General features: G+C 70.4%; 24 protein-coding genes. 12 read left to right on the forward strand and 12 right to left on the reverse strand.

Features of this window, described 5'->3' with window-relative positions:
* Window positions 1-76: 76 nt before the first annotated feature.
* Together ABD419_RS03875 and ABD419_RS03880 are read right to left on the reverse strand one after the other, a co-directional pair.
* Window positions 77-1,087: a threonine aldolase family protein gene (locus ABD419_RS03875; RefSeq protein ID WP_344483417.1), complete on the reverse strand. Its 1,011-nt coding sequence runs from the start codon at window positions 1,085-1,087 to the stop codon at window positions 77-79.
* 44 nt (window positions 1,088-1,131) lie between these two features.
* Window positions 1,132-2,142, reverse strand: a complete 1,011-nt coding sequence (locus ABD419_RS03880) for a TY-Chap domain-containing protein (RefSeq protein ID WP_344481971.1) — start codon at window positions 2,140-2,142, stop codon at window positions 1,132-1,134.
* A gap of 126 nt (window positions 2,143-2,268) precedes the next feature.
* Here ABD419_RS03880 and ABD419_RS03885 point away from each other — a divergent pair, with 126 nt between their 5' ends.
* The 6 genes from ABD419_RS03885 (at window position 2,269) to ABD419_RS03910 (ending at window position 6,241) form a co-directional block, all read left to right on the forward strand.
* Window positions 2,269-2,928: a DUF3159 domain-containing protein gene (locus ABD419_RS03885; RefSeq protein WP_344481974.1), complete on the forward strand. Its 660-nt coding sequence runs from the start codon at window positions 2,269-2,271 to the stop codon at window positions 2,926-2,928.
* Between the two features lie 87 nt (window positions 2,929-3,015).
* The gene (locus tag ABD419_RS03890) at window positions 3,016-3,696 is read left to right on the forward strand and encodes a Crp/Fnr family transcriptional regulator (RefSeq protein ID WP_344481977.1); all 681 of its coding nucleotides are present in this window, start codon (window positions 3,016-3,018) and stop codon (window positions 3,694-3,696) included.
* A gap of 230 nt (window positions 3,697-3,926) precedes the next feature.
* On the forward strand, window positions 3,927-4,586 hold the full coding sequence (locus tag ABD419_RS03895) for a hypothetical protein (RefSeq protein ID WP_344481980.1): 660 nt from the start codon (window positions 3,927-3,929) through the stop codon (window positions 4,584-4,586).
* Window positions 4,583-5,002 carry a Pycsar system effector family protein gene (locus ABD419_RS03900; RefSeq protein ID WP_486327367.1) on the forward strand — a complete coding sequence of 140 codons (420 nt, stop codon included), beginning with the start codon at window positions 4,583-4,585 and terminating at the stop codon, window positions 5,000-5,002. Before ABD419_RS03895 ends, ABD419_RS03900 begins: the two co-directional genes overlap by 4 nt.
* A 91-nt stretch (window positions 5,003-5,093) precedes the next feature.
* On the forward strand, window positions 5,094-5,705 hold the full coding sequence (locus ABD419_RS03905) for a CDP-alcohol phosphatidyltransferase family protein (protein WP_425555912.1): 612 nt from the start codon (window positions 5,094-5,096) through the stop codon (window positions 5,703-5,705).
* Window positions 5,702-6,241 carry a hypothetical protein gene (locus ABD419_RS03910; RefSeq protein WP_344481985.1) on the forward strand — a complete coding sequence of 180 codons (540 nt, stop codon included), beginning with the start codon at window positions 5,702-5,704 and terminating at the stop codon, window positions 6,239-6,241. The genes ABD419_RS03905 and ABD419_RS03910 overlap by 4 nt, the downstream gene beginning before the upstream one ends.
* On the opposite strand, the gene ABD419_RS03915 is transcribed toward ABD419_RS03910, so the two are convergent.
* The 7 genes from ABD419_RS03915 to ABD419_RS03945 form a co-directional block, all read right to left on the reverse strand.
* Window positions 6,207-8,207 carry a beta-galactosidase gene (locus ABD419_RS03915; RefSeq protein ID WP_344481987.1) on the reverse strand — a complete coding sequence of 667 codons (2,001 nt, stop codon included), beginning with the start codon at window positions 8,205-8,207 and terminating at the stop codon, window positions 6,207-6,209. The genes ABD419_RS03910 and ABD419_RS03915 overlap by 35 nt on opposite strands.
* Before the next feature lie 56 nt (window positions 8,208-8,263).
* Window positions 8,264-9,262 carry an ABC transporter ATP-binding protein gene (locus tag ABD419_RS03920; RefSeq protein WP_344481989.1) on the reverse strand — a complete coding sequence of 333 codons (999 nt, stop codon included), beginning with the start codon at window positions 9,260-9,262 and terminating at the stop codon, window positions 8,264-8,266.
* Window positions 9,259-10,302: an ABC transporter ATP-binding protein gene (locus ABD419_RS03925; RefSeq protein ID WP_344481992.1), complete on the reverse strand. Its 1,044-nt coding sequence runs from the start codon at window positions 10,300-10,302 to the stop codon at window positions 9,259-9,261. The genes ABD419_RS03920 and ABD419_RS03925 overlap by 4 nt, the downstream gene beginning before the upstream one ends.
* Before the next feature lie 7 nt (window positions 10,303-10,309).
* Window positions 10,310-11,458, reverse strand: coding sequence for an ABC transporter permease (locus tag ABD419_RS03930; RefSeq protein WP_344481994.1), 1,149 nt, complete (start codon window positions 11,456-11,458; stop codon window positions 10,310-10,312).
* 7 nt (window positions 11,459-11,465) lie between these two features.
* The gene (locus ABD419_RS03935) at window positions 11,466-12,461 is read right to left on the reverse strand and encodes an ABC transporter permease (protein ID WP_344481996.1); all 996 of its coding nucleotides are present in this window, start codon (window positions 12,459-12,461) and stop codon (window positions 11,466-11,468) included.
* Window positions 12,462-12,491: 30 nt separating this feature from the next.
* The gene (locus tag ABD419_RS03940; protein WP_344481998.1) at window positions 12,492-14,522 is read right to left on the reverse strand and encodes an ABC transporter substrate-binding protein; all 2,031 of its coding nucleotides are present in this window, start codon (window positions 14,520-14,522) and stop codon (window positions 12,492-12,494) included.
* Between the two features lie 290 nt (window positions 14,523-14,812).
* On the reverse strand, window positions 14,813-15,331 hold the full coding sequence (locus tag ABD419_RS03945; protein ID WP_344482000.1) for a hypothetical protein: 519 nt from the start codon (window positions 15,329-15,331) through the stop codon (window positions 14,813-14,815).
* 129 nt (window positions 15,332-15,460) lie between these two features.
* Between ABD419_RS03945 and ABD419_RS03950 the strand changes: the two genes are divergently transcribed.
* Window positions 15,461-15,889, forward strand: coding sequence for a PH domain-containing protein (locus tag ABD419_RS03950; protein ID WP_344482003.1), 429 nt, complete (start codon window positions 15,461-15,463; stop codon window positions 15,887-15,889).
* A gap of 53 nt (window positions 15,890-15,942) precedes the next feature.
* Here the strand turns inward: ABD419_RS03950 and ABD419_RS03955 are convergent, their stop codons facing one another.
* Window positions 15,943-16,854, reverse strand: coding sequence for a 2-hydroxyacid dehydrogenase (locus ABD419_RS03955; protein ID WP_344482004.1), 912 nt, complete (start codon window positions 16,852-16,854; stop codon window positions 15,943-15,945).
* 142 nt (window positions 16,855-16,996) lie between these two features.
* Here ABD419_RS03955 and ABD419_RS03960 point away from each other — a divergent pair, with 142 nt between their 5' ends.
* The 5 genes from ABD419_RS03960 (at window position 16,997) to ABD419_RS03980 (ending at window position 22,947) form a co-directional block, all read left to right on the forward strand.
* Window positions 16,997-18,145 carry a PQQ-dependent sugar dehydrogenase gene (locus tag ABD419_RS03960; RefSeq protein WP_344482006.1) on the forward strand — a complete coding sequence of 383 codons (1,149 nt, stop codon included), beginning with the start codon at window positions 16,997-16,999 and terminating at the stop codon, window positions 18,143-18,145.
* Complete coding sequence (locus tag ABD419_RS03965; RefSeq protein WP_344482009.1) at window positions 18,146-19,720, forward strand: metallophosphoesterase family protein; 1,575 nt, start codon at window positions 18,146-18,148, stop codon at window positions 19,718-19,720.
* 108 nt (window positions 19,721-19,828) lie between these two features.
* Complete coding sequence (locus tag ABD419_RS03970) at window positions 19,829-20,665, forward strand: polyphosphate polymerase domain-containing protein (RefSeq protein WP_344482011.1); 837 nt, start codon at window positions 19,829-19,831, stop codon at window positions 20,663-20,665.
* A gap of 15 nt (window positions 20,666-20,680) precedes the next feature.
* Window positions 20,681-21,364: a DUF4956 domain-containing protein gene (locus tag ABD419_RS03975; protein WP_344482013.1), complete on the forward strand. Its 684-nt coding sequence runs from the start codon at window positions 20,681-20,683 to the stop codon at window positions 21,362-21,364.
* Between the two features lie 2 nt (window positions 21,365-21,366).
* Window positions 21,367-22,947, forward strand: a complete 1,581-nt coding sequence (locus tag ABD419_RS03980) for a CotH kinase family protein (protein WP_344482016.1) — start codon at window positions 21,367-21,369, stop codon at window positions 22,945-22,947.
* A gap of 96 nt (window positions 22,948-23,043) precedes the next feature.
* On the opposite strand, the gene mgtE is transcribed toward ABD419_RS03980, so the two are convergent.
* On the reverse strand, window positions 23,044-24,390 hold the full coding sequence (mgtE, locus tag ABD419_RS03985) for a magnesium transporter (RefSeq protein WP_344482018.1): 1,347 nt from the start codon (window positions 24,388-24,390) through the stop codon (window positions 23,044-23,046).
* A gap of 331 nt (window positions 24,391-24,721) precedes the next feature.
* Window positions 24,722-26,209, reverse strand: coding sequence for an Asp-tRNA(Asn)/Glu-tRNA(Gln) amidotransferase subunit GatB (gene gatB, locus ABD419_RS03990; protein ID WP_344482020.1), 1,488 nt, complete (start codon window positions 26,207-26,209; stop codon window positions 24,722-24,724).

Consider the following 26,209-nt stretch of genomic DNA (forward strand, 5'->3'; position numbering starts at 1 on the left):
CCGGCAGGTTAGGCAGGACTAATAAAGGCATGCCTAACCTACCTAACGAAGGGACGATCGGCAACCGTCTCTTCGGTCACTTCCCGAGCAGCGTGCCCAGGACCTTCACCGCGTGCTCGATCCCGGCGTCGTCCACGTCCAGGTGCGTGAGCATCCGGCCCCAGTCGGCGCCGAGCACCGAGATCTTCACGCCCTGCTCGGCCGCGGCCGCGGCGACCTTCGCGATCTCGGGGACGCGCACGAGCACGATGTTGGTCTCCACCTTGGCGGCGTCGCAGATCCCGAACGGCTCCAGCGAGCGGGCGAGGTGCGCCGCGCGGGCGTGGTCCTCCCCCAGGCGCCCGATGTGGTTCGCCAGCGCGTACCGGCCGGCGGCCGCGAGGAACCCGGCCTGGCGCATGCCGCCGCCGAGGCGCTTGCGGATCACGCGGGCGCGCTGGGCGCGCTCGGCGTCGGTGAGGAGGAGCGAGCCGACGGGGGCGCCGAGGCCCTTGGAGAGGCAGACCGAGACGGTGTCGAACAGGCGGCCGTACTCGTCGAGGGGCACGCCGGTGGCGGCGTGGGCGTTCCAGATGCGGGCGCCGTCGAGGTGAAGGCCGAGGCCGTAGGCGTCGGCGAGCCCGCGGAGGCGGCGCAGCTCCTCGATGGGCTGGACGGTGCCGCCGCCGATGTTGTGGGTGTGCTCGACGGCGATGGCGCGGGTGACGGTGACGTAGGGGTTGGGCCGGTTGATGAGGGGTTCGACGAGGTCGGCGTCGACGCGGCCGTCGGCGCCGGCCCAGGTGCGGGTGGAGATCCCGCCGAGCGCGGCGGCGGCGCCCATCTCGAAGTTGACGACGTGGGCCTTGACGTCGCAGAGGAGTTCCTCACCGGGGCGGACCAGGAGCTGGAGGCCGATCTGGTTGGCCATGGACCCGGTCGGCGTGAAGACGGCGGCCTCCTTGCCGAACAGGGCGGCGGCCTCGGCTTCGAGGGCGTTGACGGTGGGGTCCTCGCCGTAGACGTCGTCGCCGACGTCGGCGGTCATCATGGCTTCGAGCATGCCCGGGGTCGGGCGGGTCACGGTGTCGGAGCGGAGGTCGACGATCATGACCCGATTCTAGCCGCGCGGCTAGGGGGCCCGGTCCGCCGCTAGTAGGGGTTCTCGCCGTTGCCGATGCCGAGGACCGGCAGGTACATGCGCTCGCCGTCGGCGGTGAAGCCGTCGTAGACGATGTCGAAGAGGTCCTGGATGCCGAAGGCCCGCAGGGCGTCGACCATCATGTGGGCGGCCTGGTTGGTGGCGGTGCGGTCGGTGGAGTTGAAGGTCCGGGACCAGTTGGGCTGGGAGCCGCTGGGGGCGCGGAAGCCCATGCTCGGCAGGTTGGAGAGTCCGGCGCGCCAGGAGCCGCTCACGGCGGCGCTGGCCTCGACGCGCAGGCCGTCGTCGACGAACGCGGCGACGTACCGGGCGGACCAGTCGCCGGTGCGCAGGAGCACGGTGCCGGAGGTGTCGACGACGGGGACGTCGGCGGACATGTCCTGGAGCAGGGAGCTGAGGCGCTCGGTGAACTCGCCGATGTCGTGGCAGGCGGGCTCGGGGGGCCGGGTGCCGGAGCGGGCGTAGGCGGACCAGCCGGAGATGTCGCCCTTGCCGATGGCGTGGGCTTCGAGCTGCTCGAAGAGCTCCGGGGAGAGCAGTCGCAGGGTGACGCCGCCGTGGAAGCGGCGCAGGTGCAGTTCGAAGATGAGGCCGTCGCGGTACCAGCGGATCCAGGGGCCGCCGTCGCCGCCGCGGATCTCGGGGGCGCCGAGTTCGGCCGTCATGGTGCGCAGCACCTCGCGGAAGATGAGGGTGCGGTGGTTCTCGCCCTGGCGGCCGCGTTCGGCGGAGCGGAGCACCATGACCTCGATGGAGTAGAAGTCGGCGCGGCCGGAGACGGGGGTCTGGGGCGGCACGGAGTCGGCGATGGCGTTGCCGGTGTCGTAGCCGGTCTCGGCCCGCCACATGCCGATGTCGACCTCGGCGGAGCGGACCTGCCAGCCGAGGTCGGTCATGGCCCGCGTCAGGTCGCCTTTGTTCCACCTGCCGAAGTCGGTCTTTCGGGCACGGCGGAGCAGGTCGACGAGCTGCGATTCGGTGATCCGATGTGTGCCGAGCATCCGGTACCGTGCCAATCCATCCGTAGTCGAGGCCGCGGGACTGACGCCCGGCAGGCCACTGCGGTTAGGGTAGCCTTGCCTGAGATACCGGGTCGAGAGGTGAGGGTCGGGGAGTTGTCCGATACTGTGCGGCAAGACACGCTCGTCAGCCTACTAGGCGGCAAGCGCGGCGCCTTCGACGCCACCGCCCCGCTTGTGGTGTTCGTCCTCACCTGGCTCCTGACCGGGCACTCGATCGCCTGGGCGGCGGCGGCGTCGCTCGTCGCGGCCGCCGCGATCGCGGCGGTGCGCCTCGCGCAGCGCAAGCGGCCCCGGGCGGTCGTCCTCGGCCTCCTCAGCGTCGCGGTCGCGGCGCTGATCGTCCTCTACACCGGTCGCGCGCAGGACATCCTGCTCCCCCGCATCGTCTCGAACGCCGCGAGCGCCCTCGTCTGGGCCGGCTTCATCGTCTTCCGCCGCCCGCTCCTCGGCCTCATCGTGGGCGGCCTCCTCGGCCAGCGCACCCAGTGGCGCCTCGACCCGGCCCTCCTGCGCGCGTACTCCCTGGCGTCCTGGGTCTGGGTCGCCATGTACGCCCTCCGGGTCGCCGTCCTGACGCCGTTCTGGAACTCCGACAGCGACGACTTCGCCGTCATCGGCGGCGGTGTGGCCCAGGTGGTCCTGTCCTGGCCGCTGCTGGTCCTGTGCCTCGTCGTCAGCGGCTGGGTCATCAAGGCTGCCCTCCCCAAGGACCACCCCGGCCTCCGCCATCCGCTGACAGCAAACTCACAGCATGCGGATTCATAAGGGCGACAAGCGTTCACAGAACCCGTCGAAAATAGGCGTCTCTTAACTCTGGACAGGGACGTTGTGTGTACTCCTACACTGAGCAACATGGGGGATTACACATACGAGAGCCCCATCCTCACGGAGGCGGAGCTCGAACTCCTGGCTCCGCGCGCCCACCGCGTCGCGTACCCGGCGGGCACCGACATCGTGCGTAGAGGCGACGACTCCGATTTCGTCTTGTACCTCCAGTCCGGCCACGTCAAAGTCCTCGCGGGCGAGCCGCGCTCGATCGTGCGGATCTACAAGCCCGGCGTCGTGATCGGGGAGTTCGCCATCCTCACCGGTCGGCTCCGAACTGCCGACCTCGTGGCACTGAACCAGGTCGAGGCATTGCAAATCCCGGGCGAGGCCTGGGTGGAGTTCGTCCTCGATTCGAAACGGGCGGCCTTCGTAATGCTCCGGTTCCTCTCGGAGATGGTCATCGAGAGGGATCATCGGCAAGCCGAGTCGATGACGAGCAGCGAACACAAGATCGCCAGGGGCATCCAGACGTTGATCGAGACCGGCATCGGCAGGCAGACCGATGACGGCCTGCGGATAGCAGGGTTCACTCAGAGCGACCTCGGCTCGCTCAGCGGGCTGTCCCGCGAGTCAGCCGCCGTGGTCCTGAGACGGCTCCGCGAAGACAAGGTCCTCTCCACCGGGCGAGGCTACATGGTCATCCACGACCTGGAAGCGCTCAACCGAATGGTCAAACAGGTCAAGAAGCCGCCGTTAACGGACTGAGCCGGGCCTCTCCGAGGAAAACCCCATAGGCGACAACAGAACAGTCGATCCTTCACCACGCGCCCCTCACCCCGAGTTCCATGCTGCGGCCATCCACCGATAGCGCCGACAGCTGCTCGACGAGCATCACCCGCTCAAGGGCGCCATTTCTGCTGCCTTGATCGCGTCGAACAAAGATGCGCTTTTCGTACTTTCGTAGTTCCTCTGACGATTGAACGTGGACGGAAACCGTGAAAGCACCCGAACCTCCGCACTTCCCCGGAATGACTCCGCTCAACCTGAATCCCAACCAACCGCGCAACGGACGGCAACTCATCGAACTGGTCTGGTGGCTGGTCAGGCATCGAGGTTTCGACCCCGCTGACTTCGTTATCGCCGGAAGTGCGTGGTTGTTCGTCACCGGGCATCGAACCTACTTGTCCGACATCGACATCCTCGCCCGCGGGACTACTTGGCTCCGGGCGTGCGAACTGGCTGAGGGCGGTCTAGGCAAGTGGGCGCGGGCGGAGGCCAGCGGCGACATGGCTATCCGTCTTTACGGCGGCCTGGTCGAGGTGTTCAACCGCTGGATCCTGCCCGAACCCGGCACGGACCAGTTGATCGACTCCGCGGAATTCATCGATGGGCTGCCATTCATGCAGCGCGAAGAGGTGGTGCGGTACAAGCGTTTCCTCGATCGGGACAAGGACCAGTTGGACCTCGCGGTACTGTCGCATTGCTGTCACAACAGGGTCTTAGCCGCTCCAGCGAACCCCGCCCGTGTTCGCGCTCTGGGACGATGGAAGTACGACAGCGCACTGTGGAGGAAACCATGTCACGCGCTTTACCGCCGCACCACGATCCCGCGATCGAAGAGGTCCGGTGGGAACTCGATCATTCCCGGCAGATGATCAGCCACGCGGATGCGAAGGCCTCTTTCCTTGCAGCGGGCGCGATTCCGATCGCCGCCATCTTGCTGGCCGCGCCGACGCTGACCGATCCGTCGATGCCGGTCCGAGTGGTCTCCTGGATCGCCTCACTCCTGCTCATCGTGGGGATCGCCTGCCTCGGCTCCGTGGTGTGGCCGCGGCTGCCGTCGCACGATGTCGGGATCAGAGCGGGCGCGAACCACTCGCCCGAGGAGATCGCCGAGCGCGCGCTCGCACTCACCCGCGACAGCGAGTCCCAGTTGACCTCCTGCTCGAAGGAGCAGGCGGTCATCTCAACGCTGGCGCTCACCAAATTCCGGCTGCTGCGGGCCGCGATGGCGTGCTTCGGCGCCGCGGCCACGCTCATGCTCGTGGCGGCGGCCGTGTTCACGTTCTGAGGTAAATGCTTGGTGGACAGGGGTTTGCAGTGAGGGGATAGGGTCTGTGGTGTAGCGCGTCGCTGCATCCCCTCGACGATTCGGACACCGCATGATCGGGCGACCAGACACTCGCGGCTCGGACGTGGTCGTGGCGATGCCGCGGCTGGTGAACGTGCCGAACGCGGTGACGCTGGTGCGCACGGTGGTCGCGATGGGGCTGGCGCTGCCGGCGGTCGTGCTGGAGAGCATGTGGCTGGCGGTGGCGGCGTACCTGGTCTACTGGGTCGGGGACGTGCTGGACGGGATGCTGGCGCGGTGGCTCGGGCAGGAGACGCGGGTCGGGGCGGTGTTCGACATCCTGTCGGACCGGGCCTGCACGGCGCTGTGCGCGGCCGCGCTGCTGGTGCTGCTGCCGGGCATGTGGGTGCCGGTGGGGATCTTCCTGGTGCAGTTCATGGTGATCGACTGCATGTTGAGTCTCAGCTTTCTGTACTGGCCCATCGACAGCCCGAACTACTTCTACGAGGTGCACCGCGGCGTGTACCGGTGGAACTGGTCGCCGCCCGCGAAGGCGCTCAACACGAGCGGGCTGGTCGTGCTGGTCCTGCTCGCGCCGCATCCGGTGTGGCCGGCGCTGTTCGCCGGCGCGGTGACGGTGGTCAAGGTCGTCTCGCTGGTCGCGGTGGGGCGGTTGCTGTCGGCTGAGACGGCCCGCGTGTGATCGCGGCGTACCTCGCGACGTTCGCGACGGCGCTGCTGTCGGCGTTCGTGCCCGTCACGCCGATCGAGCCGTACCTGATCGGGCTCGCGGCGGTCACGGGGTACGGGCCCGTGGGCCTCGGGCTGACCGCGGCGGTGGGGCAGACGATCGGGAAGACCGTGATCTTCCTGGGCGCGCGCGGGGTGTTCCGGTCGGAGCGGGTGAAGCGGTGGCTGGGCGCGGTCGCCGAGCACCGGCAGCGGCGGCGGGCGGCGGGGGAACCGCGGCCCGCTTCGCCGCTGCGGCAAAGGATCGGCAGGCTCGGGACGCCGCTGCGGGCGGCGGCCGCGAAGCTGACGGCGCTGCTGGAGCGGCCGGCGCTGACGCTGCCGATCCTGCTCCTGAGCGCGTTCCTGGGGCTGCCGCCGCTGCTGGCGACCAGCATCTACATCGCGGGGACGCCGATGCGGACGCCGGTGTTCGCCGCGGTCTGCTTCGTGGGGCGCGCGGCGAGGTTCATCGTCATCGCGTACGCGCCGCAGCTCGTTCTCGGATGACCGCGGCCTCGCCGGGGGCGAGGTCGGTCGCGGGCGTCCAGGCGGCGCCGGTGAGGAGGTCCTCGCCGGCCGCGTCGAACCGCTGCGGCGCGTCGGTGTGGTTGATGGCGAACAGATAGGTGCGGCCGTCCTCGTGGCGGCGGCGGACGAGTTCGAGGCCCTCGGGGGCCGCGGCGGCGAGGCCGATGCGGTCGAGGAGCGGGCCGAGGTCGACCGGGCGGGTGGCGAGGTACCAGGCCTCGCCGTCGCCGAGGCGGCGGCGGAAGACCGCGCCGGTGGACGGGTGCCCGGTGAAGCTCGCGACGACGTCGGCGCCGACCGGGTGCGCGACCTCGGTCCAGGTCCGGCCCTCGGTGCCGTCGTCCAGGACCGCCACGGCCCCTTCGGGAAGCGGGACGAACTCCTCGACGCGCACGCCGACGAGGTCGCGGATGGCCCCCGGCAGGCCCGGGTGGACGCGGTCGTTGCGGTCGACGACGCCGGAGTACGGGCCGACGACGAGCGTGCCGCCGCCTTCGACGTACGCGCGCAGGTGCGCGTCGGACTCGAGGAGGTACAGGTGCGGGGCGAACACGAACTCGTACCCGGAGAGGTCCCAGGCGGGGTTGACCACGTCGGTCGTCACTCCGCGGCGCCACAGGGCCGCGTGCCAGCGCCGCAGCTCGGGGTAGGTGGCCATGTCGGAGGAGGGCTGGCCGGGGGTCTTCGCGGCCCACGACGACTCGAAGTCGAGGAGGACGGCGGCCCGCGCGACCACGGTGGAGCCCTTGACCTCGGCGAGGCGCTTGAGGCGGGCGCCGAACTCCTTGACCTCGCGGAAGACCCTGGAGTCGGCGCCGCCGTGCGGGAGCATCGCCGAGTGGTACCGCTCGGCGCCCGCTCGCGAAGCGCGCCATTGGAAGTACATGGCGCCCTCGGAGCCGCGGGCGACGTAGGCGAGGGAGTGGCGGAGCTGGTCGCCGGGCCGCTTGGCGAAGTAGCCGCGGCGCCAGGCGCTGGAGTTCGCGGCCTGCTCCATGAGGAGCCAGGGGGAGCCGCCGGCGAGGCCGCGGGAGGCGTCGGCGCCGAAGGCGACCTGGGCGGGCCACGCGATGTCGCCGTCGTGCTCGGGGATGAGGTAGTGGTCGGTGGCGACGAGGCGGTTCGGGCCGGTGACGTGCTCGCCCCAGCGGTGGTAGTCGAGCCCTGAGAAGTCGCCGGTGACCATGAGGTTGGTGGTGATCGGGACGTCGGCGGAGTGCTTGCCGATCGCGTCGGCCTCGGCGCGGAAGAGCGTGAGGAGCGCGTCGGAGGAGAAGCGCTGCCAGTCGAGGAGGAGGCCGGGGTTGGGGGTCTCGGCGCAGACGCGCGGCGGGAGGACCTGGGACCAGTCGGTGTACGTCTGGGACCAGAACGCGGTCCCCCAGGCGTCGTTGAGGGCGGCGAGGGTGGCGTGGCGGTCCTGGAGCCAGGCGCGGAAGGCGTCGGCGGCGAGGTCGCAGAAGCAGGACCGGTAGTACTCGTTGCCGACGTGCCACATGGCGAGCGCGGGGTGGGCGGCGTACCGCTCGGCGAGGCGGGAGGCCATCTCGACGACGGCGTCCTGGAAGGCCGGGGCGTGCGGGCAGTACTCGGCGCGGGCGCCGGAGTTGAGGCGCACGCCCTGGGCGTCGACCGGCAGGGTCTCGGGGTGGCGCTGGGAGAACCACGGCGGCGGGGAGGCCGTGGAGGTCGCGAGGTCGGCCTTGATCCCGGCGCCGGCGAGGAGGTCCATGATGTCGTCGAGCTGCGCGAAGTCCCACTCGCCGGGCCCGGGGTTGACACTGGCCCAGGCGAAGATGTTGACGCTGACGAGGTTCACCCCGGCCTCGCGCATGAGGCGGACGTCCTCGTCCCAGATCTCGCGCGGCCACTGCTCGGGGTTGTAGTCGCCGCCGTAGGCGAGTCCGTCGATCTGCGGGATGATGTCGTGGTTCTGGTGTGCCATGGCGGCCTTTCGGTGTCGACGGCGGTGCAGCACGCGGAGCGACTTGGCAAGCGCATTCAGGATGGTGTCACGACGATGCCCCGGAGGTCAAGCTCCCCGCGCCGCACGCAGCGCGCGCCGTCGTCGAGCGGGATCGTCCCGGTGTCGCAGCGGCCCGCCTCGGCGTGGCGGCAGCGGCGGGCGAACGCGCAGCCCGGGGGCGGGTTCGCGGGGTCGGGGAGCTCGTCGGGCAGCAGGATGCGCCCGCCGCGGCCCTTCAGGGCCGGATCGGGGATCGGCACGGCCGACATGAGCGCCTCGGTGTACGGGTGCCGCGGCCGCCCGTAGAGCGAGGCGGTGTCGGCGAGCTCGACGATGCGCCCGAAGTACATGACCGCGACCCGGTCGGCGAGGTTCTCGACCACCGACAGGTCGTGCGAGATGAACAGGTACGTCAAGCCGAGCTCGGCCTGGAGCTCCCGCAGCAGGTTGAGGATCTGCGCGCGCACCGAGACGTCCAGCGCCGACACGGGCTCGTCGGCGACCACCAGGCGCGGGCCGACGATCAGGGCCCGCGCGATGTTGACGCGCTGGCGCTGGCCGCCGGAGAACGCGTGCGGGTACCGGTCCATGTAGTCGGGGCTGAGCCCGACGCGCCGCATCATCTCGGCGACGCGGTCCTCCAGCTCCGACCCGCGCGCCTCGCCGGTCGCCGTGAGCGGGTCGCCGATGATCTGGCGCAGCGTGAACCGCGGGTTCAGCGAGGAGAACGGGTCCTGGAAGACCATGCGGATCTGGCGCCGGTACGGGGCCCGCTCGCGCTCGCGCATGGCCGTGAGGTCCCTGCCGTCGAACAGGACCGAGCCGCTGGTGGCCTGCTGTGCGCCGACGATGGTGCGGCCCAGGGTGGTCTTGCCGCACCCGGACTCCCCCACCAGCGCCAGGGTCTCCCCCGGGACCAGGGCGAGGTCGACGCCGGAGACGGCGTGGTTCTCCACGGTGGTGCGGCCGAGCAGGTTGCGGCGCAACGGGAAGCGGACGTGGAGGTCGCGGACCTCCAGGAGTGGGTCGGTCATGCGCTGGCCTCTTCTGCCGCGGTGTCGGACGTGTACAGCACGCACTCGGCGGTCCGGCCGCCGCCGAAGTCCACTTCGGGCGGTGCGTCGAGGTCGCAGACGCCCGCGACGGCCTCGGCGCAGCGCGGGTGGAACGAGCAGCCGCTCGGCCGGTGCAGCGGGTTCGGGACCGCGCCGGGGATGGTCGGCAGGTCGCGGCCCCGGTCGCGGCCGAGGACCGGGACGGAGGCCAGCAGCGCCTTCGTGTACGGGTGCTTGGGATCGGCGAACAGCTCGTCCACCGGGGCGCGCTCGACCACGCGGCCCAGGTACATGACCGCGACCTCGTCGGCGAGCTCGGCGACCACGCCGAGGTCGTGGGTGATGAACACGACGGCCATGCGGTGCTCGGCCTGGAGCGAGCGGAGCAGGTCGAGGATGCGCGCCTGCGTCGTCACGTCCAGGGCCGTGGTCGGCTCGTCGGCGATGAGCAGCGACGGGTTGGCGCACAGGGCGATCGCGATCATCGCGCGCTGGCACATGCCGCCGGAGAGCTGGAACGGGTAGGCGTCGATCCGCCGCTGCGGGTCGGGGATGCCGACGGCGTCGAGCAGCTCGATCGCCCTGGCGCGGGCGGCCTTCTTGTCGAGTCCGGTGTGGATGCGCAGGGTCTCGACGAGCTGCGCGCCGACGGTGCGCAGCGGGAGGAGGGACGCGGCGGGCTCCTGGAAGATCATCCCGATGTCGCCGCCGCGCAGCTTCTGGAGCCGCTTGCCGCGGGGGTCGAGGGCGAGGATGTCGAACGGCTCGCCGGTGCCGTCGGCCTCGTCGCCGTACCAGGTGATGGTCCCGGCGTCGATCGAGCCGGGGTCCTCGACCAGGCGCAGGATCGACCGGGCGGTCACGGACTTGCCGCAGCCCGACTCCCCGACGACGCAGAGGGTCTTGCCGGCGTGGACTTCCAGGTCGACGCCGTCGACGGCGCGGACCCTCCCGTCGTAGGTGTCGAAGCCGGTGTGCAGCCCCGAGATCTTCAGCAGCGGTCGTGCGGGTTGCTCCATTGCTCACCTAGTGCTTGTAGGGGTCGGCGGCGTCGCGCAGGCCGTCGCCGACGAAGTTGAACGCGAGGACGACCAGGACGACGCACACGCCCGGGATGAGCAGCCACGGCGCGCCCGACAGGACGCTCCACTTGCTCGCGTCCTGGAGCTGCACGCCCCAGGAGACGGCCGGCGGGCGCAGGCCCATGCCGAGCCAGGACAGCGCGGTCTCGGCGAGGATCATGCCGGGGATCGAGAGGCTCAGCGCGGCGATGACGTGCGAGGAGAACGAGGGCAGCATGTGGCGGAACATGACCCGCGCGTGGCTGGAGCCGTCGAGCCGCGCCGAGGTCACGAACTCCTCCGAGCGCAGGGCGAGGAAGCGCCCGCGGACCTCTCTGGCGAGGCCGGTCCACGCCACCAGGGCGAGGATCGTCGTGATGATGAAGTACCTCGCCACGGGCCCCATCTGGGCCGGGAGCGCGGCGGCGAGGCCGAGCCACAGCGGGATCGAGGGCACGGCCATGATGAGCTCGATGACGCGCTGCACGGCGTTGTCGGTCCAGCCGCCGAAGTAGCCGGAGACGGCGCCGAGGACGATGCCGAGCAGGAACGCCAGCATGACGCCGATGATGCCGACCGAGGCCGAGACGCGGGTGGCGTACACCAGCTGGCTCAGCAGGTCCTGGCCGTCGGTGGTGGTCCCGAACAGGTACATCGGGTCGTCGGCGTCCTTCGGCCCGATGAGGTGCCGGTCCATGGGGACGAGGCCGAACAGCTCGTACTCCTCGCCTTTGACGAAGAGGCCGACGTCGACGCGGTCCTGCGGGTCGGCCTCGTAGGTGATCCGCAGCGAGCGCGGGTCCTGTGTGGACGTGTAGCCGTCCACGTGGAGGCCGAACCGGAACCCGTCCGGCCCGTCGGTGTCCCACAGCTTCAGGACCTGCGGCGGGGCGGTGGTGTACTCGGAGTCGCGGTGGCGGTCGTCGAACGGGGCCACGAACTCGCACAGGGCGATCACGACGAGCATCCCGGCGAGGAGCCACGCGGAGACGAGCGCGAGCCGGTGCTTCTTGAAGGCCCACCACACGAGCGTGCGCTGGGAGGCGCGGGTGCGCTGGAGCTCGCCCGGACTGGGCGTCATGCCGTCGGGGGCGCCCGGTTCCTTGATCGTCATCGCGGCCTCACCTCTGGTGTCCGAGTCGGATGCGGGGGTCGAGCCAGCCGAGGAGCAGGTCCGAGACGAGCGTGCCGATGACGGTGACGACGCTGAGGACCATGATCACCGAGCCGGCCAGGTACATGTCCTGGGACTTCAACGCGCCCAGCAGGATCGGGCCGAGCGTCGGCAGGCTCAGGATCTGGCCGACGACGATGTCGCCGACCAGGAGCAGCGGCAGGACCCATCCGATGGTGGACACGAACGGGTTGAGCGCCACGCGCAGCGGGTAGCGGCGCAGCAGCGCGCCCTCGGGGACGCCGCGGGCGCGCGCCGCCGTGACGTACGGGCGGCGCAGCTCGTCGAGGAGGTTGTTGCGGATGATCCGCACCAGCCCCGCGACGCCGCCGGTGCCGATGACGATCATCGGGATCCACAGGTGCCCGAACAGGTCCAGGAGCCTGCCGAGGTTCCAGGGGGCGTCGCACCACTCGGGCGAGCACAGTCCCGAGGGGACGGTGCCGAACCAGGTGACGCTGAAGTAGATGAACACCAGCGCGATGAGGAAGTTCGGGGTGGCCAGGCCCAGGAAGCCCACCGTGGTGACGGCGTAGTCGCCGGCCGAGTGCTGCTTGACCGCCGAGTACACGCCGATCGGGAACGCCAGCGCCCACGTCACCAGGAGCGTGATGAGCGAGACCGCGATGGTCCAGCCCAGGCGCGGGGCGATGACGTCCTCGACCGGCTTCGAGTGCTCGAAGGACATGCCGAGGTCGCCGTGGAGCACGATCTGGGTGATCCAGTGCCAGTACTGCTGGAGCAGGTTCCCGTCGAGGCCGTAGCGCATGCGCAGGTCGGCGACGTCGGACGGGGTGAGGCCCTGCCCCATGACGTTGTACTTGGCCTGGAGCGCGGTCACGTAGTCGCCGGGCGGCAGGCTGATGATGACGAACACCACCAGCGAGATCGCCAGCAGCGTGGCCGCCATGTAGAGCGCGCGGCGGCCCAGGTATCGCACCAAGGTGGACTCCCTATTCCCTTGTGGCGCTTGCTACTCCGACTCCAGCCACCACTGCTCGGGAGCGGCGGGGCCGGGGGTGCCGTACGTCGGGTTCTCGGGCATGGGCCCGCCGAAGTTGCGGAGCCGCTTCGAGGCGATCGCCCACGAACCCTGGCCGCGGACGGTGCCGATCGCGTAGAACTGCTCCTTCGCGACGGCGAGGATCTGGGTGAAGATCTCGGTGCGCACGGCCTCGTCGGCCTCGGCGAGGAACTGGTCGTACAGGTCGTGCTGCTCCACGACGTGCGCGGGCGGGGCCTCCAGCATCTCGGCGTCCTGCGCGCCGTTGAGCGTGTAGTGCGCCGACCACTGGCGGGCGAACAGCGCGCCGCCGGAGGGCCCGGCGGGCATGTACCACTGGACCGCGGTGGTCTCGTCGATGTAGCCGCCGTCGCCGGTCCACACGGTCAGGTCGTAGGCGTTCTCGTCGATGCCGGCCTGCCAGTTCTCGCGCGGCTGGCCGTTGACGTGCAGGGTGACGCCGACGGCGGCCCACATGTCCTTGATCATGTCGAGGCCGTCGAGCCAGACGGTGCCCAGGAGGGCGTCGTCGGCGACCGAGGCGGTGAACTCGAGCGGGGTGCCGTCGGGCGCGACGCGCACGCCGTCGGCGCCGGCCGCGTACCCGGCCGCGTCGAGGGTCTGGTTCGCGAGGCCGGGGTCGAACTCGGTGTACTGGGTGGCGAACTCCTCGTCGTGGAACCTCGACTCGGGGCGCGGGGCGGCCTGGGTGGGCTCGCCGACGCGGTTCCACAGGACGTCGATGAGCTCCTGCCGGTCGATCGCGTGCGACATGGCGATGCGGAACTGCTTGTCCTGGAAGATCTTCCGCAGTCCGGCGTCGGCGTGGTTGAGGTTGAACGCGAGGTTCATGTCGCTGGAGTAGGTGCCTTCGAGGTCGATGATGGTGTACCCGCCGGCCTCCTCGCCGTCGACGGCGTCGGCGCGGTGGGCGTTGTCGTTGAAGTGGCGCGAGTGGAACTCGTAGTCGCCGTTCACCGCGTGGGCGAACATGGTCTCGACATCGGCGATGACGTTGTAGCGGATCTCGTCGATGTACGGCAGCTGGCTGCCGTCCTCGTCGACCTTCCAGTAGTAGGGGTTGCGCTCGAAGAGGGCGTGGTCGGCGTCGGAGATCGGCTTCTTGCAGATCCACGGCAGCAGCGTCGGCAGCTCCGGGTTCTCCCACTGGAAGTTCCACAGGTTGCCCAGGGCGGTGAAGCGCGAGACCCAGCCGTCGTAGCCCTCGGCGACGGCCTCGTCGTCGGCCGCGGGGTTGTAGGCGATGTGGAGCTGCTCGAGGTAGTGGCGGGGGTACATGGTGAACCGCTGACCGGAGGTGCCGGCGGCCATGTCGTCGCGGAACAGCGGCTTGGGGCCGGAGAAGCGCACGACGAAGGTGAACTCGTCGACGATCTCGAGTTCGGCGGGGGCGCCGTCGAGGCTGGAGAGCTCGGGCGGCACGGCCGTGGTGAGCTCGGTGTTGAGGTTGACGTCGTGGTAGGCGAACTCGACGTCGGCGGTGGTCAGCGGGGTGCCGTCGGACCACTTGATCCCCTCGCGGAGGGTGATGGTGAACTCGGAGGCGTCGGCGTTCGCCTCGAACGCGGAGGCGACGTTCATGCGGATCTCGCTCCAGTCGCGGGAGCGTTCGAGGAGGTGGCCGTCGTTGACGGTGCGCCACAGCCAGGGGCCGTCGGAGGCGCCGGTGATGGCGGTGTTCCAGGTGCCGCCGTAGGCGCCGATCTCGTCGGTGGCCGTGACGACGAGGGGCTCCTTGGGGAGGCGCTCCTCGACGGGCGGGAGGTCGCCGGCCTCGACGCGCTCGGCGAGCATGGGGGCCTCGGGGCCCTTGTCGCCGCCGGCGCCGTCGCCGTCGGGGTCGGTGGAGAAGAAGCTGCATCCGGCGGCGGAGGCGGTGACCGCGGCGGCGCCGCCGGCCAGGAGGAGGCCGCGCCGGGTGACGTCGGGCCACGGGGTCTGGACCCGTCGGTCGCCGGAGGGGGGCTGCTGAGTGCTCATCGGTGAGCGCTCCTTCCGTGGTCGCGCAGTGCACAAGAAGGGGTCCGACGGGCCCTGCACGACCCCTCGGCGTACCGAAACTGTTGGGGAACTTCCGGAACAGATCCGAAAACTTTCGGTAATAGCGGTGAGACTACGGCAACACCAAAACAGCGTCAAGGCTGGTAAGTCGCCACAAAGGTCACGATCAGATCACGAATGGCAATCGCATTCCGCCACATCGCCACTGAACTGTTTCGAAAGTTTCAGGATTGGCTCGCGCTTGCCGCCAGTGACGTCGGTCGATACCCTCAGACGGTCTCGCGGCGCGGCGACAGGCCCCGGCGGTACCCCTCCCAGAGGCTCCGCATGACGAAGATCTTCTCGTCGAGCTCGTCGTCGGCCGAGAGCGCGCGCCCGGAGTACGGCGCGCGCAGGCGCCAGGGCTTCTGGGCCGGGTCCGTCAGGTAGACCACGGGCACGGTGCGCCCGGCGCGCCGCTCGGCGCGGATGTCGGCGACCTCGGTCCAGGCGGCGTACCGCTCGCCTCTCGGATTGCCTTGCGGGTCTTGGGACTCCAGCGGGTGGATGCCGCGCTCGTCGAGGACGACGCCGTGCCTGCGGGCCCCGGCGTAGGCGACCGCGAGGGCCACCGCCGCGGCGACGACTACGAGCGCGCCGAGGGTGAGGCGGTACCAGTGGCCGACCGCGAGCATGTACAGGACCACCGGGACGAGCGCCACCAGCGCGGAGACGCCGCCGAGGAACAGGGCGCGGCCGACGACCTGCCGCGTCGTCGGACGGAATGTGATCTTGACGGCCACACTCACCCCCACCAGGCTCGTTCCGCTGCCGATGACCTGATCGTGCCACGTCGCACGCGCACGTCAAGCGACAATCGGACAGAAACCGGACCGGCACTCCGCGGCACCCGCACCCGGGTGTGTCAATCTGGACGCATGACCTCCGCAGACTCACCGCTCCCGACCCGCCGCCTGCGGATCCGCCGCTCGGCCGCGATCACCGGCGCGGCCTTCGTCGCGTGGCTGACCGTGGCCCCCCTGGCCCTGGCGCTGATCGTGGAGCAGCCGCTCTGGAGCGCCCTGTCGGTCCCCCTCGGCGCGGTCCTCCTCTTCATCCCGCTCGGCGTCTCCATGTGGGCCTGGCGCTCCGGCGTCGACGTCACCACCGACGGCATCGCCGTCCGCGGCATGTTCACCACCCGCGAGATCCCCTGGAAGCAGATCGACGGCTTCGCCACCGGCGACGACGGCGTCCAGGCCATACTCGCCGACCAGTCCCAGGTCAGCCTCGACCCCCTCCGCCCCGAGAACCTCCCCCAGGTCCTCGAGATCGGCGGCCAGGAGCTCCGCGCCGCCGACGCCTGAGCCTCACCGGCCGGCGCACCGGCGCCGGGGAGACCCGGTGCCGCCCGCGCCCGTCAGTAGCCGTCGGCGACGACGTTCTCCAGGGGCTCGCCCGCGGCGAAGCGGCGGATCTGGGGGCCGACCGGGGCGTAGGCGCGGTCGAGGGTGCCGTCGACGGAGGCGCCGGCGTGCGGGGTGATGAGGGCGCCTTCGAGGTCCCAGAGGGGGTGGCCGGCGGGGAGGGGCTCGGGGTCGACCACGTCGACCGCGCAGCGGAGGCGGCCGGAGGCGACCTCGGCGACGAGGGCGTCGGTGTCGACGATCGGGCCGCGGGCGGCGTTGACCAGGAGGGCGCCGTCCTTCATGCGGGACAGGAACTTGGCGTCGACCAGGCCGCGGGTGGCGTCGGTGAGCGGGAGGATCAGGATCACGATGTCGAAGTCCGGCAGGAGGGTCTCGACCGCGGTGATCGGGTGGACGCCGGGGCGCTCGCGCCGGGCGACCTGCTCGACCTCCACGCCGAGCGCGGTGAGGACCTCGGCGACCTTCCCGCCGATGTCGCCGGCGCCGACGACCAGGGCGCGCTTGCCGACCGCGGTGGTGGTCCACTCGACCCGCCACTCGTGGCGGGTCTGCTGGCGGGCGAACAGGTCGAAGCCGCGCATGGACGCGATGACCGCGCCGACGGTCCACTCGGCGGTGACGCCGGTGTGGACGCCGCGCGCGTCGCACAGGGCCACGCCGGGCGGGACCACCGGGACCCAGACCTCGGCGCCCGCGCTCAGGAGCTGGATCGCCTTGAGGGACGTCATGTCCGCGAGCGGGGTCGTGACCTTCGACTGGGCCAGGAACGGCGGCACCCAGAGGTCGACGCCCGCCGGGTCGGACGGGTAGCCGGACCTGCCGTCGTACACCTCGACCTCGACGTCGGCGGGGAGTTCGCCCAGCAGGGCGCGGCCTTCTTCGTGAGCGATCCAGACCTTCACGGGTCCCGAGCATAGTCGTTCGCGGTGCGCGGCCAGCAATCGCTTTCGCGCGACAGGTGTGAAACCCCGCCCCACCGGCAACCCCGGGCCGGTGAAATGCGGTCCCCCGGCCCCGTCGCCCGGCACCTATAAGGTTGTCGCCATGCGCAGGTTGCTCTCGGCCGCGGCTGCGGCCGCCGCCGCACTCTCCCTCGCCTCGTGCTCGTTCGGCGAGCCGCCCGAGCCCGAGTCCGGACAGCCGCCGAACCTGCCGACCCCGTCGGGCGCGCCGGAGAGCCCGGCGACGTTCATGGACGTCGTCGCCGAAGGCCTCGAGGTCCCCTGGGGCCTCGACTTCCTGCCGGACGGCACCGCGATCGTCGGCGAGCGCGGCGGGCGGCTCCTCCAGATCCCGGTCGCCGAGGACGGCACCGTCGGCGCCCCCGAGGAGCTGCGGACCGTCGAGGTCGACGACGCCGGCGAGGGCGGCCTGCTCGGCGTCGCCGTCTCCCCCGGCTACGCCGAGGACCACTCGGTGTACCTCTACTACACGACCGGCGACGACAACCGGATCGTCCGCGTCGACCCGACCGGCGACGCCGCGCCCGAGCCCGTCCTCACCGGCATCCCCGCCGCCGACCACCACAACGGCGGCGCGCTCGAGTTCGGGCCGGACGGGTTCCTGTACGCCGCGACCGGCGACGCCGGGGACGAGGAGCTCGCGCAGGACCCCGCGTCCCTGGCCGGCAAGATCCTCCGCATCACGACCGACGGCGCGCCCGCCGAAGGCAACCCCGACGCCGCGTCCCCGGTCTACTCGCTCGGGCACCGCAATGTCGAGGGCCTCGCCTGGAACGCCGCGGGCGCCCTGTACGCCACCGAGTTCGGCCAGGACATCGCCGACGAGGTCAACCTCGTCGAGCCCGGCGCGAACTACGGCTGGCCCCGGTACGAGGGCACCGCCGGCGACCCGTCCTACCGGGACCCGGTCGTCACCTGGGAGCCGTTCGAGGCCTCGTGCGCCGGCGCCGTGTTCCTGGAGGACTCGCTCGTCACCGCCTGCCTGCGCGGACAGCGGCTCTGGATCGTCCAGTTCGACCAGTCAGGCGCGGTCGCCGGCGAGCCGCAAGCAGCCGTCGTCAGCGAGTTCGGTCGACTACGATCGGTCGCCATGGGCCCCGACGGGATGCTGTGGGTGACGACCTCCAACCGCGACGGCCGCTGCGTCGAGGAGCGCGGCTGCACCGCGAACGACGCCGACGACCGCATCATCCGCTTCTCCACCAGCTACGCCGCACAAGGAAGGGTCTAGATGAACGACCGGTCCAGCTCCGCCCGACGCCTCCGCGACGCCGCCCGACCGCACGTGCGGCGGACGAGATCCCTGTGGCGCAAGGCGAGAGCGGGCTGGTCGCGGTTCCGGCGGTCCCCGCAGGCGCGCCGCGCCGGCGTGGCCGCGGCGATCCTGCTGCTCGGCACCGGCGCCGCCGCGGCGGGCCTGGCGCTCGTGGGCGGCACCAGCGCCGACATCGGCCCGTTCGACACCACGGTGGCCCTGCACCCGGACGTCCACGGTGAGACCGTCGTGAACATCCCGCCGCTCGGCGACATCGTGTTCGACAGCCACGACGGGCCGATCGGGCTCAACATGACGCTCGACTCGGTCGACCCGGTCGCCGCGCAGCAGATCATGAACACCCCCGACGGCTTCACCATCGCGGCGCAGAACCTCGCGTCCGACGTCACCGACGCCGTCGTCCGCGTCGTCGTCGAGGCCCTCGCGATCGTGACCCTGTGCGGGCTCCTCGTCGGCGCGCTCGCCTTCCGCAACATGCGCCGCACCCTGCTCACCGGGGTCACCTCGCTCGCGGTGACCACCGTGCTCGTCGGCGTCGCGGCGGGCACGCTGCGCGCCGAGTCGATCTCGCAGCCGCGCTACCAGGGGCTGCTCACCTACGCGCCCACCGTGGTCGGCAGCGCCGAGGACATCGCCGAGGACTACGAGGAGTACGTCTCCGACCTCCAGCAGATCGTCACCAACATCTCCGGGTTCTACACGCTCGCGATGAACATGCCGCAGGTCGGCGTGCAGACGAACTCGATCAAGGTCCTCCACGTCTCCGACCTGCACCTGAACCCGAACGCCTGGCACCTCATGGAGACCGTGGTCGGGCAGTTCGACATCGACGCGGTCGCCGACACCGGCGACATGAACGACTGGGGCTCCGAGCAGGAGGCCGAGCTCTTCTCGCAGGGGGTGGCGCAGATCGACGCGCCGTACGTGTTCGTCAAGGGCAACCACGACTCGGCGACGACCGTGGCGGCCCTGTCGGCGTACGACAACGTGGTGATCCTCGACGGCGAGGTGCAGGAGATCGCCGGGCTCCGCATCGGCGGGGTCGCCGACCCCACCTTCACGCCCGACAAGGGCAGCCTGCCGTCGAGCGAGTACGTGCAGCAGATGCTCACCGAGTCCGGGGAGCGGCTCGCGGGCGCGATCGCCGAGGCCGGCGGCGCCGACCTCGCGATGGTCCACGAGCCGCCGATGGCCGAGCCGCTCGCGGGCGTGGTGCCGCTGGTCCTGGCCGGGCACATGCACGAGCGGTCGATCGCCGACCTCGGCGACGGCACCACGCTCATGGTCGAGGGCTCCACGGGCGCGGGCGGACTGCGGCACTTCACGTCCTCGGCGACGGGGAAGATGGAGATGGACATCCTCTACTTCGACCCGGTCACGAAGGCCCTCACCGCCTACGACTCCATCTCGGTCGGGGCCGGCGACGAGACCGACGTGACGCTCGACCGCACGGTGATCCCCACCGAGGAGCAGGTCGAGGGCGACGAAATGCAAGGCGGCACGGAGTCCACTGCACCGCAGCAGGACTGAGCCTCCGTTCACGTCCCGTCGATCTTGAGCTGGTCTTGAGTTAACCCAGAGTTCAAAATCAGTTTGCACGGTTTGACTCGTTGCGTTCCCACATAACAAGGAGCGCACATGACAGGACCGAGCCCCGACGCGGGCCATCTGCGCCGCACCGCCAGCGCACTGCACTCGTTCAACCGGTTCGAGATCAAGTACCTGCTGTCGTACGACGAGATCCCCCGGCTCCGCGAGGAGCTGGCCGCCCGCATGGAGGCCGACCCGTACACCGTGCGCGGCGGCTACCCGGTCGCGAGCCTCTACTACGACTCCGCCTCGCTCCGGTACTACTGGGAGAAGATCGAGGGCCTGCGGTTCCGCCGCAAGGTCCGCGTGCGCGCGTACGGCGAGCGGCACGACCTCACCGACGACACCCCGGTGTACATCGAGATCAAGCAGCGGGTCAACCGGGTCACGCAGAAGCGGCGCGTCAAAGTGCCGTACCTGCTCGCCCGCAGGCTGTGCGACGAGGCGGTCCTCATCGACCACCTCCCCGAGCAGCGGCCGTTCCTCGAAGAGGTCATGGGCCTGGTCGAAGGGCACGGCCTGCGCCCCACCGCGATCACCGCGTACAACCGCGAGGCGTACCTGGGCTCCGACGCGGACCTGGGGCTGCGGGTGACCATCGACCACCGGGTGCGGGGGCGCGACCGGGACTTCCACCTGGGCGCCGAGGTCGAGAACCGGCTCATCATCCCGCCGCACAAGGCGATCGTCGAGGTCAAGGCCAACGAGCGGGTCCCGTACTGGGTCACCGACACGGCGGCCCGCCTCGGCATGGCCGTCGTGCGGATCTCCAAGTACTGCCAGAGCGTCGAGGCGCACGGGATGGCCCCGCGCTCGGTCTTCCACGTCCCCGGCGAGGACGACTACTCGGTCCACTCCAAGAACGAAGCGACTGCTTCCCTGTAGCCCCAGAAAGCGACCATGGACTTCCTGACCAGTTTCAACGACCTCTCGGCCGAGTTCAGCGTGGCCGACATCGCCATCTCCCTGACGCTCTCCTTCCTCCTGAGCTGCGCGATCGGCATCGTCTACCGGTGGACGCACCGCAACGTGTCGTACAGCCAGTCGTACGTGCAGACCCTCATCGTCATGGGCATGATCATCGCGGTCATCATGCTCATCGTCGGCTCCAACGTGGCGCGGGCGTTCGCGCTCGTCGGCGCCCTCTCGATCATCCGGTTCCGCAACGCGCTCAAGGAGACCCGCGACGTCGGGTACATCTTCCTGGTGATGGGCGTGGGCATGGCCTGCGGCACCAGGTTCTACCTGCTGGCGGTCATCGCCACCGTCGTGGTCTGCCTCGTGCTGCTGCTCATGTACCGGTTCAACTGGTTCGCGCACAACGTGCAGCGCCAGGTCGTCAAGGTCCACGTGCCCACCGACGAGGACTACGCCGACCGCATCGACGACGTGCTCATCCGCAACACCGACGAGTACGAGCAGATCAGCATCGAGACGATCCGCGGCGGCGCGCTCCTGGAGTACACGTACACGGTGCGCCTGAAAAAGGCGAAGCACGCCGCAGGCCTCCTCGGCGAGCTGCGCGAGGTGACCGCGGGCCAGCAGGTGACCGTCCTGACCGGTTACGACCAGACGGACCTGTAGTCATGGCCCGCAGGAAGCTCCGGCACCGCATCCCGAAAAGCCTCAGGCACTACTGGAAGCTCATCGCGGGATCGGTCGGGCTGGTCGCGGTGCTCACACTGGTGGTGGGGACCGTGCGCGCCACGGCCCTGGTGTACTCCGACGCGAACGAGGGGTTCGTGGTCACCGACGACGTCCAGGGCACGGTCGACCTGTTCGACACCTCGGTGTCCCACGAGATCAGCCTGTCCTACAGCGACGCGGACTACGACGAGATGATCGAGACCTTCGAGGACTCCGGCGAGAAGGAGTGGATCAAGGCCGACATCACCATCGACGGCGTCACGATCTCGGACGTGGGCATCCGGCTCAAGGGCAACTCGACGCTGTCGGCGCTCGGCGGCGGCATGTCCATGGGCGGCGAAGGCGGCTTCCCCGGGGGCGGCGAGATGCCCGAGGGCATGGAGATGCCCGAAGGGATGGAGTTCCCCGGCGGCGGCGAAGGCGGTGCCGGCGGCATGGGAGGCATGGGCGCCTCCACGATCAGCTTCGACGACCCCGAAGGCCTGCCGTGGCTGGTGGACTTCTCGAAGTACGTCGACGGGCAGGTCTACCAGGGCAACCAGCAGATCAGTCTGCGCGTCGACTCCGCGATGGGCGGCGCGACCGAGGGGACCTCGCTCACCGAGACCGTGACCTTGGAACTGCTCGAAGCGAGCGGCCAGCCCTCCTACGACTGGACCTACACGACCGTGTCGGTCAACGGCGGCGAGGCGGTCACCCGCCGGGTGGTGGACGTCATGGACGTGACCTGGGCCGAGGACGAGTACGGGGAGAACACGGGGGTGCTGTACAAGGCCCTGTCGACCGGCTCGTTCACGTACCAGGGCGCCGACCCTGACGAGTACGAGGACGACTTCAAGCAGCTGAGCATGGAGGGCTCCTACGACGCGCAGCCGCTCATCGACTTCCTGAAGTGGATGGGCGAGGCCGACGACGCGACGTTCGACGCCGAGTTGGGCGACTGGATCGACGTGGACTCGTTCGCGCGGTACACGGCCTTCCAGAACCTCGTGTCCAACGGCGACGACATGTCGGGGCCGGGCCAGAACTACTACCTCTGGTACGACTTCGACACCGGGCTCATCTCGATCCTCACCTGGGACGTGGACCTGACGCTGCAGAGCGCGGACCTCGCGCCCGACGACACCGCGTCGATCGGCGGCGGCATGGGCGGTGGCGGCTTCGGCGGGGAGATGCCCGAGGGCATGGAGGCGCCCGAGGGGATGGAGATGCCGGAGGGCATGGAGATGCCCGGCGGCGGTGAGGAGGGCGGCTTCGGCGGCGGCATGGGCGGCAACGAGCTGAAGGAGCGGTTCCTGGCCTCGGCGGCGTTCGAGGACGAGTACATGGACGCCTACCGGGAGATGTACGACGCCCTGTACGCCTCCGGGGCGGCGCTCGACGCGGTCGAGACCGCGCAGGCCGCGGCGGAGCTGAGCGGGGCCGACGCGGCCTCGTCGGCCGAGTCGCTCAAGGCGATCATCCAGCAGCGGACCGAGTTCCTCGCCGGGGAGCTCGCGGACGGGGCCGCCGCGGAGTGATCGAGGGGGGCGCGGGCTGCTGAGTTCCCCGCGCCTCCCGACCGACACGGCGAAGCCCCTGGCGCGGCACGGCGCCAGGGGCTTCTCGCACGGACTTCAGCCGGTCAGGGCCGGTCCGAGGACCAGCGCCGCCACGGAGAAGTAGATGAGCAGGCCGGTCGCGTCGCACAGCGTCGAGACCATGGGCGCCGAGACGAGGGCCGGGTCGATGCCGACCTTCTTGGCCAGCAGCGGCAGCAGCGAGCCGACGAACGTCGACCAGGTGCAGATGACCAGCAGCGTCAGGGCGATGATGAGCCCGATGTCCCAGCCGTAGACGAAGCCGACGACCGGGAAGCCGACGAGCGCGAGCAGGGTGCCGAGCACGAAGCCGACGCGGGACTCGCGCCAGGTGATCCGGAAGGCGTCGGAGAAGCGGACCTCGCCGACGGCCATGGCGCGGATGATCGTCACCGACGCCTGCGAGCCGGAGTTGCCGCCGGTGCCGGTCAGCAGTGAGATGAACACCGCCAGGACGGTCACGTTCGCCAGGTAGGTCTCGTAGTAGTTGAGCACGGTGACGGTGAGCGAGGCCGAGACGGCGAGGACGAGCAGCCACACAGCGCGCTTGCGGGCCAGCATGAACACGCCCGCCGACAGGTACGGCCGGTCCAGCGGCTCGGCGCCGGCCGAGCGGGCGACGTCCTCGGTGTCCTCGGCTTCGAGGACCTCCATGGCGTCGTCCCAGGTGATGAGGCCGACGAGCCGGTCCTCGTGGTCGACGACGGGCAGCGCGTTGAGGTTGGCCTCCTGGATGAGGCGCGCGGCCTCCTCCTGGTCGGTGTCGGTGGAGACCTGGTAGTGCTCGCTGGCGATGAGGTCGGCGACCTCGGTGTCCGGGTCGGCGCTGACGAGGTCGGCGAGGGTGACGGTGCCGAGGAGCTTGCGGTGCCCGTCGGTCACCGGCAGCACGTCGAGGTGGCGGGGGCGCTCGCGCAGGTGCCGGATGCGCTCGATGGCCGCGGCGGCGGTCATCGACGCGCGCAGCGACACGTAGTCGGGCGTCATGATGCGCCCGGCGGACTCCGGGTCGTACCCCAGCAGCTGCGCGGTCTGGCGCCGGTCGGCGGCGCTGAGCTGGGACTGGAAGCGGGTCGCGACCTTCGCGGGCATCTCGTCGAAGAGCTTGGCCCGGTCGTCGGCCTCCATCGACTCCAGGAGCTCGCGCACGAAGTCGGTCTTGAGCCCGTCGATGAGCTCCTGCTGGTGGACGGGGTCGAGCTCCTCGAAGACCGCGAGCGCGCGGTCCTTCGGGAGCAGGCGGAACCTGAGCGCCTGCTCGGCGAGGTCCATGCGGGGAAGCTCTTCGGCGAGCTCGACGGTCGAGAAGTCGGCGAGTTCGAGCCGGAGTGCGGCGAGTTCGTCGACTGCCGCGGGCGAAATGGGCTGAATGGTCGTTGCCATGCGTCAGCCACCTCCTAACACGAGGAAAGGGCCGTGCCCCAAGCGCGTGTCAAGAAATACGCAGGTCAGGCCGCCCACTTCACGATAAGAGGGCGCGAGGCACGGTGAAAGGCAAATGGGAAGAACACGTCGGTATCTCGACTGGATCCGGGGTCGTCGCCCATGGCCCTCACCTCCTCTGGCCGGAACTGCACTGCCGCTTCAGGGTACTCCTCCTCTGTGAACAACGTCGCTCTCTGGGGTTCCCAAAGACTCGCGGCTCACACTGGGACTGAACGGACAGTGAACGCGAAAAGGCCGGGCGTGTCGCCCGGCCTTTCGCTGTGTCGGACTAGCTCAGCTTGTCCAGGATGATCTGGCGGACCGCGCCGGCGTCGGCCTGGCCCTTGGTGGATTTCATGACGGCGCCGATGAGGACGCCCGCGGCGGCGTGGGCGCCGCCGCGGATCTTGTCGGCGACGGCGGGGTTCGCGGCGATGGCCTCGTCGACGGCGGCTTCGAGCGCACCGGTGTCGGAGACGACCTCCAGGCCGCGCTTGGCGGCGACCTCGGCCGGGGAGCCCTCGCCGGCGAGGACGCCGTCGATGACCTGGCGGGCGAGCTTGTCGTTGAGGCGCCCGTCGTCGACCATGGCCTGGAGCTCGGCGACCTGCTCGGGGCCGATCGCGAGCGAGGCGAGCTCGTCGCCGGACTCGTTGGCGCGGCGCGAGAGCTCGCCGAGCCACCACTTGACGGCGCCGGCCGGGCTGGCGCCGGCGGCGACGGTGGCCTCGATGAGCCCCACGGCGTCGGCATTGACGACCGACTGCATCTCCTTGTCCCCCAGGGCCCAGGCGGCCTGGAGGCGCTCGCGGCGCTTGCGCGGGAGCTCGGGGAGCGAGGCGCGGAGCTCCTCGACCCACTCGCGGGACGGCTCCATGACGGCGAGGTCGGGCTCCGGGAAGTACCGGTAGTCCGTGGCCTCCTCCTTGGAGCGGCCGGGGCTGGTCTCGCCGGTGGCCTCGTGGAAGTGGCGGGTCTCCTGGAAGATCCGCTCGCCGGCGTCGAGGAGCGCGGACTGGCGGCGGACCTCGTAGCGGACGGCGCGCTCGACCGAGCGCAGCGAGTTGACGTTCTTCGTCTCGGTGCGCGTGCCCCACCCGTCGCCGGGGAGGTTGAGCGAGAGGTTGACGTCGCAGCGCAGCGAGCCCTGCTCCATGCGCACGTCGGAGACGCCGAGGGAGCGGACGATGTCGCGCAGCTCCGCGGTGTAGGCGCGGGCGACCTCGGGGGCGAGGGCGCCGGTGCCGGGCACGGGCTTGGTGACGATCTCCACCAGCGGGATGCCGGCGCGGTTGTAGTCCACGAGGGACTCGGTGGCGCCGTGGATGCGGCCGGTGGTGCCGCCGACGTGGAGGGTCTTGCCGGTGTCCTCCTCGAGGTGCACCCGCTCGATCTCGACGCGGTACTCCTTGCCGTCCACGACCACGTCGACGTAGCCCTCCTCGCAGAGGGGCTCCTCGTACTGGCTGGTCTGGAAGTTCTTCGGCATGTCCGGGTAGAAGTAGTTCTTCCGGGCGAAGCGGGTCCACTCGGCGATGCGGCAGTTGAGCGCCAGGCCGATCTTGATCGTGGCCTCGACGGCGGCCCGGTTGGCGACCGGGAGGGCGCCGGGGAGGGCGAGACAGACGGGGCAGACCTGGGTGTTGGGCTCGGCGCCGAAGGCCGTGGAGCAGCCGCAGAACATCTTGGTGTGCGTGTCGAGCTCGATGTGGGTCTCGAGTCCGAGGACGGGCTCGTAGGTCTCGACGGCCTGCTCGAAGGTGTTCAACTTCGTCAT

The sequence above is a fragment of the Glycomyces endophyticus genome, assembly GCF_039531525.1.
Classification (GTDB): Bacteria; Actinomycetota; Actinomycetes; order Mycobacteriales; family Micromonosporaceae; genus Glycomyces; species Glycomyces endophyticus.